The sequence below is a fragment of the Paracoccus sp. NSM genome (assembly GCF_052379855.1).
Lineage (GTDB): Bacteria > Pseudomonadota > Alphaproteobacteria > Rhodobacterales > Rhodobacteraceae > Paracoccus.
On record NZ_JBQTCG010000003.1, the window covers coordinates 246489 to 259920 of the forward strand.

Genomic DNA, 13432 nt, shown 5'->3' on the forward strand with positions numbered 1-13432 from the left:
CTTACGGGAAAGGGACCCCAAGATGGACCATGATTGCCACCACGACGACGCCCCGCATGGCCCCGACCACGCAGGCCATGGCGGGCACGGCCACGACGCGATGACGCGCGACCTGATGATGGCACCGCGCATGGCGAACCACCCCCATCAGCACGCCATGACGCTGGTCGGTCACAAGACGGTCTTTGCCGTCCACATGACCCAGTTCTACATGGAGGAACACAAGTATCAGCTGATCTTCGAGGTGATCCTGCCCCCCGCCATCGCGGCCGAGCTGGATCGCCACCGCCGCCACCATCCCGGCGACTGGTTTGTCCTGTCGAACGATGAAAGCGATCTGTTCACCATTCCCGAACTGGCCAGCGGGCGCCGCCGGTCCTATCGCGCCCAGATCTTCCAGGGCCTGCCGCCCTTTTCCCACCGCGCCGAGGAAGACCCCCACTTCTACCCCTGGAGCCGCGACCGCGTGCGCCCTCTGCTGACCGACTTCACGGTCGAGGTCGGCCGGATCGTCATGTTCCGCCCCTTCGCGCATCACCTGATCCAGCCGGAATTCGCGACCTATCTGATGTGGGGCAAGGGCGACGAGGCGCATCTGACCAACCTGCAGACCGCGCGCCTGCATTCGGGCCCGTTCCAGACCCTGTCCTTCGGCCCCGATTACGACCATGTGCTGAGCCTGCGCGAACGCCCCGAGGGGCTGGACGATGCCGCGCTTGAGGCGGGGATGGTCTTTTCCGCGCCCTCGATCCGGCTGCGCCATCACCACGACCACCGGCAATGCCTGCCGCGCACCAATCCGATCACGCCCGACAAGCCGCTGACCCTGCTTTATCGCGGCATCCAGCCCGCGCTGACCGTGATGCCCGGACCCAGCTTCCTGTTCGGCAGCGCGGTCCTCAGCAGCCCGGACGCGCTGCGCCCCGATCAGGTCAGCCTCGAGGTCAGCCGCACCCCCAAATCGATGATCCTGAAGGACGACGCCTGACAAGGCATAGAAAGGCCCAATGATGGAAAAGCACGAAGGCAACGCCGAGCTTTGGCACACGGTCTTTGCCAAGGGCCACCCGGTCCTGATCGGCAAGCAGAAGCGCTATCGCCTGCTGCCGGGCCATCCGCGCTGCAAGCTGTGCGAGGTGCCGTTCGGCGGGCTTGGCGGCTGGATCATGCGCAAGCGCGGGCTGGCGGCCTCGGATCGCAACCCGCGTTATTGCACGGCCTGCGATACCTTTCTGGACGCGTTTCCGGGCGGGGCCGAGGTGCCGATCTCGATGATGATGGTCGATATCCGCAATTCGGTCGCGCTGTCCGGGCAGGTCTCGGCCCGCGAATTCGCGGCACGGGTCGGCGCGCTCAGGGACGATGTGGCGACGATCCTCGACCGCACGGACGGGTTTCTGCTGGAATTTCAGGGCGATTCGGTCTTTGCGGTCTGGCCGCCGGGTTTCGTCGGCCCCGATCACGCGGCCAAGGCGATGAAGGCAGGCGAACTGGCGCGCCAGATGATCGCCACGCGAACCCGCCCCGAGGATGCGCCTGTCGGCGTCGGCATCCATACGGGCGAGGTCTTCATGGGGACGGTGTCAGGCGCGGGCGGGCGCATTCAAGGGATCAGCGCCTTCGGGCTGGAGGTGAACGTGCTGGCCCGCATCGCCGCCGCCGCCGCACCGGGCGAGGTTCTGGCCTCGGCCACCGCGTGGCAGGCGGCGGGGCGCGACCTGTCGGCGGCCCGGACGCGCAACGAGACGCTCAAGGGCGTCGCCGAGCCTGTCGTGATCGCGGCGCTCTAGGCGGCGGGGGCGTTGCGGACGCCGGGGGCCGCCTGAACGGCAGCGGTGGCACGCGGGCGACCGGCGCGCGGGCGGGCGGGGGCCGGGGCGATCACGGGCGCGGGCGCGTCCGGGCGGGGCTGCGGCGCGAGCTCGACCAGATCGCGGCCCTGGAGGTCAAGCCCGATATCGGGCAGCAGATGCGGCGAAAGGCCGGCCAGACGCTCGATCTCGGCCTCCAGCGCGGCGTCGCTGCGGCGGCGGGAGATGTGGGCGCGCAGGCTCCCTACGGCGCGGATGGCTGCGCTGAACCCGGCCGACAGGCGCAGGGACCAGGCCTTGCGGGGCTTTGGCTGGTCAGCCGCATCGGGCATGTAGGTTTTCATCAGGTGTGACATGATCGAGGGGTCGGGAAGCATGGTGTCCTCCTGTTGGCCTTGGCCCTGGCAGCGGGCCTTGATGTCACCACCCTGCGCCCGGACCGCGCGCCTGTCTGTTCCGCGCGGAACAGATCGCGGTTGTTGGACCGGGGCGCGCGCAGTATCGTCCGCCCTGCGATCACAGCCCCACAGCACCCCCGCATGACCCAGCCCGAGGATCAGCCCGACACCGCCGAGACGCGCCTGCGCGTCCTGCGTGGCTGCCGCCTGTTCGCGGGGCTGGAGCCGGAAACCCTGGCCGAGTTGTCGCGCACCATGCTGCCGCTGCGCTGGCCTGCCGGGACGCTGATCTTTTCGCGCGGCGATCCGGGCGACGTGCTTCTGGCGATTGCGCGCGGGCGGATACGGCTGTCGCTGGCCAGCCCTCAGGGCCGCGAGATCGCGCTGACCACGCTTGGCCCCGGCGATATCCTGGGCGAGATGGCGGTGCTGGACGGCCAGCCGCGTTCCGCCGACGCGACGGCGCTGGCCGACACGACCTGCCTGACGCTGACCCGCCCCCGGTTCGAGGACCTGGCCCGCCGTCATGCCGATCTGGGGCTGGCGCTGGCGCGTCATCTGGCCGCCCATCTGCGCCAGACGAATTTCCAGATGGAATCCATCGCGCTTTACGATCTGCAGGCGCGACTGGTGCGGTTCCTGCTGCATGCGCTGGCCCGCGCGCCGGGCAAAGGACCGCAGAGGCGCCTGCGGCTGGACCTGCACCAGGGCGAGATCGCGGCGATCCTCGGCGCCTCGCGGCCCAAGATCAATCTGGCCTTCGGCGCGCTGACCCAGGCCGGCGCGATCCGGCGCGAGGGTAATGTGCTGGTCTGCGATATCGAAATCCTGTCCCGCCTCAGCGAGGGCGAGCCCGCCGCCCCGTGACCCGGGAACGGTCCGGGCGTGGCGTTTGACCCCGCCACGCCCAACCGTCACCTGCCCCCGCAATCACTGGGGCACAGGACACTCCGCCTGCGAACGCTCCGGAACCGGCCCCCGGGAGAAGTGAGTGTGGGGCACAGAGCTTGCCCCGAGGGACCGGAAAACAGACACCATTGACACAATGCAGACAGGCGTTTCGACCTGCGGCAGGCAACGGACCGGCACCGGACCGTTCTCTGCCCGCCCTTTCTGCGTCATGCGCGCCCCCTCAGCTGTTCCCCAGGGAACAGCACCGACCATCCGGAACGAAAAAGGCCCCGGCGCTGCCGCCGGGGCCTTTTCCGGTCAGGCGGTCACTATGTCAGAACACATAAACCGGCGTGCCGATGGGAACGCGGTCAAAGAGGCTCATCACGGCCTCGTTGCGCATCCTGAGGCAACCATTCGAGACAGCCCGCCCGATCGAGCCCGGCTCGGTCGTGCCGTGAATGCGGATCGCCGTGTCCTGCCCGCGCTCGTTATACAGATACAGCGCCCGCGCCCCCAACGGGTTCTGCGGGCCGCCTGGCATGCCATCCTTGTATTTCTCGTAGGCGGCGGGGTTGCGGGCGATCATCTCGGGGGTGGGGCGCCAGCTGGGCCATTCGACCTTGCGCCCGATCGTGGCCTTGCCCTTCCAGACCAGCTCGTCCCGGCCCACGGCGACGCCGTAGCGGATCGCCCGGCCCGGCGCGATGACGTGATAAAGGAAGAAGTCGCGGCTGACGACGACGATGCTGCCCACCTCGAAATCGTCGCGGATGGCGACCTCGGTCGGGGCATAGGGGTCTGCGGCCTGCGCCAGCGCGCCCGAGGGCAGGGCCAGCACAGCCAGCAGCGGCAGGGTGGACAGCAACATCTGGCGGCGGTTCATGGCGGCATCCCGTATCATTCCGTTGCCCCAGAATAGCCCCGAAAGGGGGGTGCGCGCAACTCGGCGGCGAAGAAGGCGCTTGACGCAAAGGCATCCGAGGCACATCTGAAGGGCATGTGTTGTGCAGGCCACCAGAGCGCGCCCGTTCAGGCGCCCCGTCGCGCGGAGACCCGCCCCCGGCATCTGTGCCGTGGTCGTGGCGATCGCGCCTGCCGCTGCCTGCGCCCGGCCAGCCACCCCCAGACGCAGGCGCCGCGCCGCCCCACGCGCGATGCCCGCCCGTCCCGTGCCCCCTTCCCGCCACGCGCCGCGCCCGCGCATCCGCAGGCTCCGCCCGCCGCCTGAGAAAGCCCGCCCTTCCCGGCCCTTCTCAGCGGACATGACCATGACCCAGACCGACATCATCGACCTTCCCCTGCGCGGCATCTCTTGCGGGGGGTGCGCCTCGCGTGCGACCAAGGCGCTGGCCGCCCTGCCCGGCGTGATCGAGCCAAGCGTGAACCCCATGACCCGCCATGCCCATCTGCGGCTGGACGGCGCGACGCTGGCGCAGGTGCAGGACGCACTGACCCGCGCGGGCTATCCTGCCGAACTGACCACCACCCGGATCGAGATCGAGGGCATGACCTGCGGCGCCTGCGCGGCCCGCATCCAGCGCGCGCTGGAGGCCAGCCCCGACATCGCCGAGGCGCAGGTGAACCTCGCCACCCGCGCGGCGACGATCAGCCATGCGCCTTTGGCTTCGGCGGCGGATCTGGCCGACAGGATCACGCGGATGGGCTATCCCGCCCGGCCCGCAGGCAGCGCCGAGGCCAAGGCCCCGGTCCATGACACCGAGGCCCGCGCCTTGGGTGCCGATGCGCTGCGGGCGGGTCTGCTGACCCTGCCGGTCTTCGTGCTGGAAATGGGCGGCCATGCGGTCCCGGCCTTTCACCACTGGCTGCACGGGCTGGTGGGCCAGCAGGCGCTGTGGCTGATCCAGATGGCGCTGACCGCGGCGGTGCTGGCCGGGCCGGGACGGCGCTTCTTCACCACGGGCATCCCGGCCCTGCTGCGCGGCGCGCCCGAGATGAACAGCCTTGTGGCGCTTGGCGCGGGGGCGGCGTTCCTGTTCTCGTCGGTCGTGACGCTGGCGCCGGGGCTGGTCCCCGAGGCCTCGCGCCATGTCTGGTTCGAGGCCGCCGCTGTCATCGCCACACTGATCCTGACCGGCCGCTATCTGGAGGCCCGCGCACGCGGCAAGGCAGGCGAGGCGATCCGCCGCCTGATCGAACTGGCCCCCGATCAGGCCCGCCTGATCCGCGACGGCAAGCCGGTCCTGGTGCCGACCGCGTCCCTGAGGCCCGACGATCTGGTCCTTCTGCAACCGGGCGAACGTGTGGCGCTGGACGGGATCGTGACCGAAGGTCAGGGCCATATCGACGAATCCATGCTGACCGGAGAGCCGCTGCCCGTGCTTAAGGCGCCCGGCGATGCGGTGACGGGCGGCACGCTGAACGGCGGCGCGGCGCTGACCTACCGGGTGCAGGCCACGGGCGCCGACACGGTGCTGTCGCGCATCGTCGCCATGGTGGAATCGGCGCAGGCCACGCGCCTGCCGGTTCAGGCGCTGGTTGATCGGGTGACGCGCATCTTCGTGCCGGTGGTCATGGCGCTGTCGGCGCTGACGCTGGCGCTGTGGCTGGCCTTCGGGCCGGGACTGGCCGAGGCGATCGTGGCGGCGGTGGCCGTGCTGATCATCGCCTGCCCCTGCGCAATGGGGCTGGCCGTGCCGGTCTCGGTCATGGTCGGCAGCGGGCGCGGCGCCGAGCTGGGGGTTCTGTTCCGCCGGGGCGATGCGCTGCAAAAGCTGGCCTCGGCCCGGGTGATCGGCTTCGACAAGACCGGCACGCTGACGCTTGGCCGCCCCTCGGTCACCGGGATCTGGACCGAGGGCCTGACCGAGGATCGCGCCCTGACCCTGATGGCCGCAGCCGAGGCGCAGTCCGAACACCCCCTCGCCCGCGCGATCCTGCAAGAGGCCGAGGCCCGCGCCCTGCCCCTGCCCCGCGCCGAAAGCGTCAGGGCCGAGGCAGGGCGCGGCCTGACGGCCGAGGTGGATGGCCTGTCGCTGCTGATCGGCAACGCGACGGCCCTGACCGAGGCAGGCATCGCCACCGCGCCCACCCTGCTGGATCAGGCCGAGGCCGCCGCCCGCAAGGGCGCAACGCCGGTGCATCTGGCGGTCGATGGCCGCCATGTCGCCAGCCTTGCCCTGTCGGACAGGGTGCGCCCGGATGCCAAGGCGACCGTCGCGGCCCTGCGCGCGATGGGCCTGCGGACGGTGATGCTGTCGGGCGACGTGCCCGCCACCGCGCAGGCGGTCGGCGCGGAACTGGGCCTGGACGAGGTCAAAGCCGGCCTGTCGCCGCAGCAGAAGCTGCAAGAGATCCGCGCGATGGGCGCCGACACGGTCTTTGTCGGTGACGGGATCAACGACGCCCCGGCCCTGGCCGCCGCCGAGACCGGACTGGCCATCGGCAGCGGCACCGACATCGCCATCGAGGCGGCGGATGCGGTGCTGATCTCGGGCGAATCGGCGGGTGTGGTCCGGGCGCTGCGCCTGTCGCGCGCGGTGATGCGCAACATCCGGCAGAACCTGTTCTGGGCCTTTGCCTACAATACCGCGCTGATCCCGGTGGCGATGGGCGTTCTGGTCCCGTTCGGAGGCCCCGCCCTCTCGCCCATGCTGGGGGCGGGGGCGATGGCCATGTCCTCGGTCTGCGTGATCGGCAACGCGCTGCGCCTGCGCCGCGCGGGCTGATGCGGACAGACGGGTCCGGCACAGGCCGGACCCGGTTCGTGCGGGGTCAGTGACCCGCGTGTTCGTCCTTGTCATGACCGTGACCGTGGTCATGGCCATGGGCGCGGCCCATGCGCTGGTTATCGACGACCGCCTCGGCCTCCTCGGTGCCGCAATCGCCGAAATCCAGCGACAGGCGCACCACGTCGCCATCCGCCAGAGGCTGCGTCAGGCCCAGCAGCATGACGTGATCGCCGCCCCGCTCCAGCAGCCGCGTCTCGCCCGCAGGGATCGGCAGGCCCTCTTCGACATGCACCATCTTCATCACGCCGTCTTCTTCCAGATGGGTGTGCAGCTCGACCCGCTCGGCCGCGTCCGAGGCGACCGAGACCAGCGTGCAGTCAACCTCGCGGTGGTTCTCCAGCTCCATGAAGATGGCGCCGGTCATCGGATTGGCGCTGCGGGCATAGGCGTCGTTCACATGCATTCCGTCATGGGCCAGCGCAGCAAGCGGGGCAAGGGCGATCGCGCCCGCGAAAAAGGCAAGTTTCGTCATGGTCTTATCCTTGGTGTGTCAGGGTGTTTCCGGTCGGGGATCAGGCCCCGGCTGGCGGTCCCCTGACGCGCACCTGCCGCGTCGCGGCGGCGGTGACGGAACCAAGCGAGGCAGGCGGCAGCGCCTGCGGCAGGGCCGCGCGGGCCGGAAGTGCAGCATCGGGCGCGGCGGTTGCCACCATAAGCGACAGGGCCATGTCGGGGCAGAGATGCGCCCGGGACCTGTCGGGATCGGCGGGCAGCCGCGTGACGACGACCCCGTGGCCGGTGCAAAGGACGACCTCGTCGCCGATCCGCACGGTGCCGCGCGCCGAACCCAGCCCGATGCTGGTCAGCGCAACGATCAGAATCAGAAATGCGGCAAGCGGACGCGACATGGTACCGATCTAACCCGATGCGCGGCCCGCGTCATCAGCCATTGCGTCGCGGCGGATCAACGCGGACGGGACGGCACAAACGACAAGACCCCGCCAAAGGCGGGGCCGGGTCGGTCCGGAACGGCGCGGCGATCAGGCCTGCGCGGTCTCGGCCTTGGACAGCTCGCGCTTGATCTTCAGCGCGCGGTCCGACAGCTCGGTGTCCTTGGCTTTCGCCAGGAAGGCGTCCAGCCCGCCACGATGATCGACCGAACGCAGCGCGGCGGCCGAGATGCGCAGCGAATAGCCGCGGCCCAGCTTTTCCGACATCAGCGTGACGTCGTTCAGGTTCGGCAGGAACCGGCGACGGGTCTTGTTGTTGGCATGGCTGACATTGTTACCGCTCATCGGGCCTTTGCCGGTCAGTTCGCAGACGCGCGACATGGTGTGTTCCTTCGTCTCAGCTATGCGGGAGGACCGGCGGGGTCCGTCCCAATGTGAAAGGGCGCCGCGAGGCAGCGCCCGGAATTCCGTTCGCGGGTGGATACAGCCAAGCCGGGGGGCTCGTCAACCCTTGGCGGACAGATTCGCCGCCCATTCGGCCTCCAGCGCGATCAGCCTTTCCTTGCGCCAGAGGCCCCCCGCATAGCCCTGCATCCGCCCATCCGCCCCGATCACCCGATGGCAGGGCACGACCAGCGCCAGCCGGTTGGCGGCATTGGCCGCCGCGACCGCACGAACCGCGCGTGGGGCGCCGATGGCGCGGGCCAGATCGGAATAGCTGCGCGTCTCGCCGGGCGGGATGCGGCGCAGCTCCTGCCAGACCTTGCGTTGAAAATCAGTGCCATGCAGCATCACCGGCAGGTCGGGCGCCACCCCGCGCCCGGCCAGATAATCGGCCAGAACGGCCTCGGTCCGGTCGGTCACTTGCGTCCGCCCCAGCCCGATCCGCCCGCCCAGAAGGGCCGAGATCCGCGCCAGACCCGCCACCAGCGCCTTGCGCTCGACGAATTCCAGAAGGTGCAGGTGGTCGTCATCAGCAATCACGATCATGGCGCCAAGAGGCGTGTCGATCCAGTCGGCCAGCGCGCCGCCCTGCCCCTGCATCTGCCGGGGCGCATGGCCGAACAGACGCCGGAACGCCGCCCGGAACCCCGAGGCCGATTCGAAGCCCGCATCCAGCTGCGCCTCGATCACCGGCGCCCCCTGCTTCAGCATCGCCACCCCCTGACGCAGCCTTTCGGCGCGGGCCATCGCCAGAAAGCTCTGCCCGAAGCGGCGGCGGAACAGCCGCCTGACGGTCGAGGGGTCGTGCCCGCGCGCGACCAGATCGGCCTCGGACCAGCGCCGCGCCGGATCGGCCTGCAGCGCGGCCAGCAGATCGGCCACGACCGGCGCCCCCTCGTCCAAAGGATCGCAGCGGCGGCAGGGGCGGAAGCCCTGCGCCAGCGCCGCCGCCGGATCGTCGAACCAGCGACAATTCTCGGGGCGCGGCTTGCGGGCGGGGCAGGTCAGGCGGCAGAGGATGCCGGTCGTGGCCACCCCCACCCAGACACGCCCGTCATCGGCGGGATCGCGCGCCAGAAGCGCCGCATAAAGGCTGTCGTGATCGGTCAAGTCGCGCATGGTGCCTCCTGTCCCCGCCATCATGGCCGATTCGCCGGGGCTGCGGGCGTCAGGATCGGGCAGCGCATTCATGCGGGCACGCGCGGCGCGTCCAGCCAGTCCAGCATGGCCTCGACAGCAGCGCCGGGCAGCACCCCCCCGGCGGCCACCTGTTCGCCAAGGGCCGTGATGCGGGCGCGGGCCTCGGGCGTCTCGATCCGGGCCAGAAGGGCGGCGCGCAGTTCGGCCTGAAACCATTGGCGGGACTGGGTGGCGCGGTTGGCGGCGAAATGCCCCTCGGCCCGGCGCCAATCGGTCAGGGCCTGCATCTGCCCCCAGGCATCGGCCAGCCCGTCGCCCGTGGCGGCCGAGACGGGCAGCGCCTTGGGAAAGCCCGGCGCGTCCTGCGGGCGCTTTCGCAGCAGCCGCAGCGCGCCCGCGTAATCGGCCACCGTCCGGCGCGCGGGCGACAGAAGTTCTCCGTCCGCCTTGTTCACCAGGATCAGGTCGGCGCTTTCCATGATGCCGCGCTTGACGCCCTGCAATTCATCGCCCCCCGCAGGCGCCAGCAGCAGCACGAACAGATCGGTCATCTCGGCCACCAGCGTCTCGGACTGGCCGACGCCGACGGTCTCGACCAGGATGACGTCATGGCCGGCGGCCTCGCACAGACGGATCGCCTCGCGCGTGCGGCGGCCCACCCCGCCAAGCGTCGCCCCCGAGGGCGAGGGCCGGATATAGGCCGCGGGATCGCGCGACAGCAGGTCCATCCGCGTCTTGTCGCCCAGGATCGAGCCCCCCGACCGGGCCGAGGACGGATCGACCGCCAGCACCGCCACCCGCAACCCCTGCCCGGTCAGCATCAGGCCGAACGCCTCGATAAAGGTCGATTTGCCGACGCCGGGCGTCCCCGACAGCCCGATCCGCAGGGCCTGCCGTTCGGGCAGCGCCGCCAGCAGGCCCTGCGCGCGGGCGCGGTGGTCGGCGCGCGTGGATTCGACCAGCGTGATCGCACGCGACAGGGCGCGGCGATCGCCCTTGCAAAGCGGGTCAAGCAGGTCGTCCGTCATCGGCCCTCGCATGGCTGACGCCCGCTGAAGGGCGCGGCCCGAGATTGGACCAGCGGCGCGGTGCGGGCAATCCCCCGTGCCCGCCGGCTTGCACGAAGCCCGGCGCGTTCCCATTTCAGGGGTCAACACCGCAGGATCACCGCCATGCCCCGCCCCGACCACCCCCCGGCGCCGAACCGCCGCATGCTGATCCTCGGCGCGGGGCTGATGCTGGCGGGCTGGCCCGCGCTGGCCTCGGATCCGGGGCATAAGGGGTTGCGGCTGATGGCCGTCACCTCGCGCGATTGCCCGGCCTCGGCCGCATGGCTGGCCGAGACCGCGCCCGATCTGGCGCGCCAGGGCGCGGGGCTGATGCCGCTGCTGCTGGTCGATCTGGACGGCCCCTATCCCGACGGGCTGCTGCTGGACGGGCAGCCCCGCATTACGCCCACCTTCATCCTGCTGCGGCAGGGCGCGGAATTGGGCCGGTTCGAGGGTTACGACGGAAAAGACCATTTCCACGCGACGCTGAAAGCCTTACTGAAACAGACAGGCCAGACTGCGCATGGCGCGCGGTCATGACAAGGGTGATCGAAATGATGGAGATGTCCGGGACGGCCGGTTCTCTGGACGACGCAGAGCCTGTGACGCGCGACCGCGAGCTTGCCGAGATGGTGGCCCGCGCGGCAGAGGCCAGCGCCTTCATGAAGGCCCTCGCGCATGAGGGTCGGATGATGATCCTGTGCCACCTGACCGGCGGCGAAAAGACCGTGGGCGAGCTGGAAACCCTGCTGGGCCAGCGTCAGGCCGCCGTCAGCCAGCAGCTTGCCCGCCTGCGGGCCGAGGGGCTGGTCGAATGCCGCCGCGACGGCAAGGCGCGTTACTATTCGGTCGCGGACCCCCGCGCGGCCGAGGTGGTCGCGCTGATGTATCGGCTGTTCTGCGCGCGCTGATGGCGCCGCGGACGCAATCGCCGCGATAATCGGGGCATGAACCGGGGCCGGGCTTTCTGTCCGGCCCGTCATGCGCTAGGCAGGCGTCACCGATGACCCGAGCCGTGAAGGTGCCCCATGCATGACATTCGTGCGATCCGCGAAAACCCCGAGGCCTTTGAACATGCGCTGAACCGGCGCGGCCTGTCGGGCCTGACCGCGCAGATCCTGTCGCTGGATGCCGAACGCCGCGCCCGGATCAGCGCCGCCGAGACCGCGCAGGCCGAACAGAACCGCGCCAGCAAGGAAGTCGGCGCCGCCAAGGCGCGCGGCGACGATGCCGAATTCGAACGCCTCCGTGCGCTGGTCGCCGAAAAGAAGGCCGACATCGCCCGCATGAGCGCCGAGGCCGAGGCGCTTGACGCCGATCTGCGCGACCTGCTGCTGGGCATCCCCAACCTGCCGCTGGACCGGGTGCCGGACGGCGCCGACGAAGACGACAACGTCGAACTGCGCCGTTGGGGCAGCCCCCGCGCGCTGGATTTCACCCCGGTCGAGCATTTCGAGATCCCCGGCGCCCGCGCGGGTCTGGATTTCGAGACCGGCGCCAAGCTGTCGGGCAGCCGCTTCGTCGTGCTGAAAGGCGCGGTCGCGCGCATCCACCGCGCGCTTGCGCAGTTCATGCTGGACCTGCATGTCGATCAGCACGGGCTTGAGGAAACCTGGACCCCGGTCTTGGTTCTCGAGGACATGATGGTCGGCACCGGCCAGCTGCCGAAATTCGGCGAGGACAGCTATCAGACGCGCGAGGGTTGGTGGCTGATCCCGACCTCCGAGGTGACGCTGACCAACACCGTGAACGGCGATCTGCTGGATCACGCCGCCCTGCCCCGTCGCATGGTCGCCCACAGCCAATGCTTCCGGTCCGAGGCGGGCAGCGCGGGCCGCGACACGACGGGCATGCTGCGCCAGCATCAGTTCGAAAAGGTCGAGATGGTCTCGATCACCGATGCCGAAACCGGTCTGGCCGAGCATGAGCGCATGACCCGCTGCGCCGAAGCCGTGCTGGAGGCGCTGGACCTGCCCTATCGCACCATCGTCCTGTGCACCGGCGACATGGGCGCGGGCGCCCGCATCACCCATGATATCGAGGTCTGGCTGCCCGGTCAGAACCGCTATCGCGAGATCAGCAGCGTCAGCTATTGCGGCGATTATCAGGCCCGCCGCATGAATGCCCGCTATCGCCCCGAAGGCGGCGGCAAGCCCGAATTCGTCCACACGCTGAACGGCTCGGGCCTGGCCGTGGGGCGCACGCTGATCGCGGTGCTGGAAAATGGCCAGCAGGCCGACGGATCGGTGACTCTGCCCGCCGCCCTGTCGCGCTATCTGGGCGGCGCGACCTGCCTGACGACCGAGGGCGCGCTGGCCTGAGACAAAGCGGCGCCCCCGCGCAACCGGCGTGGGCGGCGGCGCGTTCGGGGATATGGCACGGTTTCGGACCCTTCTGCACAGCGGCGCATCGGCGCTATTCCTCGTTTCGGGGGTGTCGCAGGCCGTGCTTTTGCCCGACCGCTGGCCGGGGTCCGAGGCCTCGGTGATCCGCGCCTATCTGGCGCCCGACAGCGGCGTCATGTGGGCGCTGCTGCTGGCGCTCTGGGCGATGGTGGCGCTGGATCTGGTCGGCCAATGGCTCGAACCATCCGAGGGCGTGGGCGTCACCACGGCGATCATCCCCGCGCTGATCCTCGCGGCGATCATGCCCTGGATCGCGATGGGGCAACCCGTGCTTCTGGTGCTGGGATTGGCGGCGGCGACCATAGCCGCGCTGATCGCGGCAAGGCGCGCGGTGGGGCGGCACCGGCCCGCCATCGGCTTTCTGGCGGGCTGGCTGACGGCCCTGTCCTCGGCGGGGATGGCCATGACGGCCGCTACTCTGACCCCCCTCAGCATGGCGGCCTCGGCAGCGCTGGCGGTCCTGCCCGCAGCGGCGATCGGGGCGGCGGCGCAGGCCTGGATCGGACCGGCCATCGGCTATTCCGCCGCCTTGATCTGGGCCTTCTGCGCGATGGCCGTCAGCACGATGGGCTCTGACCCGCTGACCGCGATTTCGGCCACGCTCGGGATCGCGGCAATGGCGGTGGTTCTGGTGCGCGCGGCGTCCTGACCG

At 70.3% G+C, this 13432-nt stretch carries 15 protein-coding genes; 8 read left to right on the top strand and 7 right to left on the bottom strand.

Annotation, left to right across the window (positions count from 1 at the left end; genetic code table 11):
* The first annotated feature begins 22 nt into the window (after positions 1-22).
* Both ACTZWU_RS07180 and ACTZWU_RS07185 read left to right on the top strand, forming a co-directional pair.
* Positions 23-988, top strand: coding sequence for a hypothetical protein (locus ACTZWU_RS07180; RefSeq protein ID WP_444736676.1), 966 nt, complete (start codon positions 23-25; stop codon positions 986-988).
* Between the two features lie 22 nt (positions 989-1010).
* Positions 1011-1790 (top strand): adenylate/guanylate cyclase domain-containing protein, encoded by a 780-nt coding sequence (locus tag ACTZWU_RS07185; protein WP_444736677.1) that lies wholly within the window; start codon positions 1011-1013, stop codon positions 1788-1790.
* Here the strand turns inward: ACTZWU_RS07185 and ACTZWU_RS07190 are convergent.
* A complete protein-coding gene (locus ACTZWU_RS07190; RefSeq protein ID WP_444736678.1) occupies positions 1787-2188 on the bottom strand; it encodes a hypothetical protein in 402 nt (133 codons plus the stop codon). The two genes, ACTZWU_RS07185 and ACTZWU_RS07190, sit on opposite strands and share 4 nt — an antisense overlap.
* 162 nt (positions 2189-2350) lie before the next feature.
* On the opposite strand from ACTZWU_RS07190, the gene ACTZWU_RS07195 reads away from it, so the two are divergent.
* The gene (locus tag ACTZWU_RS07195; RefSeq protein ID WP_444736679.1) at positions 2351-3076 is read left to right on the top strand and encodes a Crp/Fnr family transcriptional regulator; all 726 of its coding nucleotides are present in this window, start codon (positions 2351-2353) and stop codon (positions 3074-3076) included.
* Positions 3077-3434: 358 nt separating this feature from the next.
* Here the strand turns inward: ACTZWU_RS07195 and ACTZWU_RS07200 are convergent, their stop codons facing one another.
* Complete coding sequence (locus ACTZWU_RS07200) at positions 3435-3986, bottom strand: L,D-transpeptidase (protein WP_444736680.1); 552 nt, start codon at positions 3984-3986, stop codon at positions 3435-3437.
* Between the two features lie 379 nt (positions 3987-4365).
* On the opposite strand from ACTZWU_RS07200, the gene ACTZWU_RS07205 reads away from it, so the two are divergent.
* Positions 4366-6789 carry a heavy metal translocating P-type ATPase gene (locus tag ACTZWU_RS07205; protein ID WP_444736681.1) on the top strand — a complete coding sequence of 808 codons (2424 nt, stop codon included), beginning with the start codon at positions 4366-4368 and terminating at the stop codon, positions 6787-6789.
* A 46-nt stretch (positions 6790-6835) separates the two neighbouring features.
* On the opposite strand, the gene ACTZWU_RS07210 is transcribed toward ACTZWU_RS07205, so the two are convergent.
* The 5 genes from ACTZWU_RS07210 to meaB all read right to left on the bottom strand — a co-directional run bounded on the left by ACTZWU_RS07210 (position 6836) and on the right by meaB (position 10354).
* Positions 6836-7324 (bottom strand): copper chaperone PCu(A)C, encoded by a 489-nt coding sequence (locus ACTZWU_RS07210; RefSeq protein ID WP_444736682.1) that lies wholly within the window; start codon positions 7322-7324, stop codon positions 6836-6838.
* 40 nt (positions 7325-7364) lie between these two features.
* On the bottom strand, positions 7365-7700 hold the full coding sequence (locus ACTZWU_RS07215; protein ID WP_444736683.1) for a hypothetical protein: 336 nt from the start codon (positions 7698-7700) through the stop codon (positions 7365-7367).
* A gap of 132 nt (positions 7701-7832) precedes the next feature.
* Entirely contained in the window at positions 7833-8123 is a 291-nt protein-coding gene (rpmB, locus tag ACTZWU_RS07220; protein ID WP_444736684.1) for a 50S ribosomal protein L28, read from the bottom strand.
* A gap of 123 nt (positions 8124-8246) precedes the next feature.
* Positions 8247-9305, bottom strand: coding sequence for a bifunctional transcriptional activator/DNA repair enzyme AdaA (locus ACTZWU_RS07225; RefSeq protein ID WP_444736685.1), 1059 nt, complete (start codon positions 9303-9305; stop codon positions 8247-8249).
* 68 nt (positions 9306-9373) lie between these two features.
* Positions 9374-10354, bottom strand: a complete 981-nt coding sequence (gene meaB, locus ACTZWU_RS07230; protein WP_444736686.1) for a methylmalonyl Co-A mutase-associated GTPase MeaB — start codon at positions 10352-10354, stop codon at positions 9374-9376.
* Positions 10355-10498: 144 nt separating this feature from the next.
* Here meaB and ACTZWU_RS07235 point away from each other — a divergent pair, with 144 nt between their 5' ends.
* The 4 genes from ACTZWU_RS07235 (at position 10499) to ACTZWU_RS07250 (ending at position 13429) form a co-directional block, all read left to right on the top strand.
* Entirely contained in the window at positions 10499-10915 is a 417-nt protein-coding gene (locus tag ACTZWU_RS07235) for a SoxS protein (RefSeq protein ID WP_444736687.1), read from the top strand.
* Positions 10916-10938: 23 nt separating this feature from the next.
* The gene (locus ACTZWU_RS07240; RefSeq protein WP_444736877.1) at positions 10939-11286 is read left to right on the top strand and encodes an ArsR/SmtB family transcription factor; all 348 of its coding nucleotides are present in this window, start codon (positions 10939-10941) and stop codon (positions 11284-11286) included.
* 117 nt (positions 11287-11403) lie between these two features.
* Positions 11404-12696, top strand: coding sequence for a serine--tRNA ligase (serS, locus tag ACTZWU_RS07245; protein ID WP_444736688.1), 1293 nt, complete (start codon positions 11404-11406; stop codon positions 12694-12696).
* Between the two features lie 52 nt (positions 12697-12748).
* Positions 12749-13429 (top strand): hypothetical protein, encoded by a 681-nt coding sequence (locus ACTZWU_RS07250; protein ID WP_444736689.1) that lies wholly within the window; start codon positions 12749-12751, stop codon positions 13427-13429.
* Positions 13430-13432: the final 3 nt, after the last annotated feature.

What these genes read in the sequence shown, in the direction of transcription:
- ACTZWU_RS07250 (WP_444736689.1), top strand. Translation starts at nt 12,749, where the DNA reads ATGGCACGGTTTCGGACCCTTCTGCACAGCGGCGCATCGGCGCTATTC.
- ACTZWU_RS07235 (WP_444736687.1), top strand. Translation starts at nt 10,499, where the DNA reads ATGCCCCGCCCCGACCACCCCCCGGCGCCGAACCGCCGCATGCTGATC.
- ACTZWU_RS07210 (WP_444736682.1), bottom strand. Translation starts at nt 7,324, where the DNA reads ATGACGAAACTTGCCTTTTTCGCGGGCGCGATCGCCCTTGCCCCGCTT.
- ACTZWU_RS07185 (WP_444736677.1), top strand. Translation starts at nt 1,011, where the DNA reads ATGGAAAAGCACGAAGGCAACGCCGAGCTTTGGCACACGGTCTTTGCC.
- serS (WP_444736688.1), top strand. Translation starts at nt 11,404, where the DNA reads ATGCATGACATTCGTGCGATCCGCGAAAACCCCGAGGCCTTTGAACAT.
- ACTZWU_RS07205 (WP_444736681.1), top strand. Translation starts at nt 4,366, where the DNA reads ATGACCATGACCCAGACCGACATCATCGACCTTCCCCTGCGCGGCATC.
- ACTZWU_RS07225 (WP_444736685.1), bottom strand. Translation starts at nt 9,305, where the DNA reads ATGCGCGACTTGACCGATCACGACAGCCTTTATGCGGCGCTTCTGGCG.
- ACTZWU_RS07195 (WP_444736679.1), top strand. Translation starts at nt 2,351, where the DNA reads ATGACCCAGCCCGAGGATCAGCCCGACACCGCCGAGACGCGCCTGCGC.
- ACTZWU_RS07215 (WP_444736683.1), bottom strand. Translation starts at nt 7,700, where the DNA reads ATGTCGCGTCCGCTTGCCGCATTTCTGATTCTGATCGTTGCGCTGACC.
- ACTZWU_RS07190 (WP_444736678.1), bottom strand. Translation starts at nt 2,188, where the DNA reads ATGCTTCCCGACCCCTCGATCATGTCACACCTGATGAAAACCTACATG.
- ACTZWU_RS07180 (WP_444736676.1), top strand. Translation starts at nt 23, where the DNA reads ATGGACCATGATTGCCACCACGACGACGCCCCGCATGGCCCCGACCAC.
- ACTZWU_RS07200 (WP_444736680.1), bottom strand. Translation starts at nt 3,986, where the DNA reads ATGAACCGCCGCCAGATGTTGCTGTCCACCCTGCCGCTGCTGGCTGTG.
- rpmB (WP_444736684.1), bottom strand. Translation starts at nt 8,123, where the DNA reads ATGTCGCGCGTCTGCGAACTGACCGGCAAAGGCCCGATGAGCGGTAAC.
- ACTZWU_RS07240 (WP_444736877.1), top strand. Translation starts at nt 10,939, where the DNA reads ATGTCCGGGACGGCCGGTTCTCTGGACGACGCAGAGCCTGTGACGCGC.
- meaB (WP_444736686.1), bottom strand. Translation starts at nt 10,354, where the DNA reads ATGACGGACGACCTGCTTGACCCGCTTTGCAAGGGCGATCGCCGCGCC.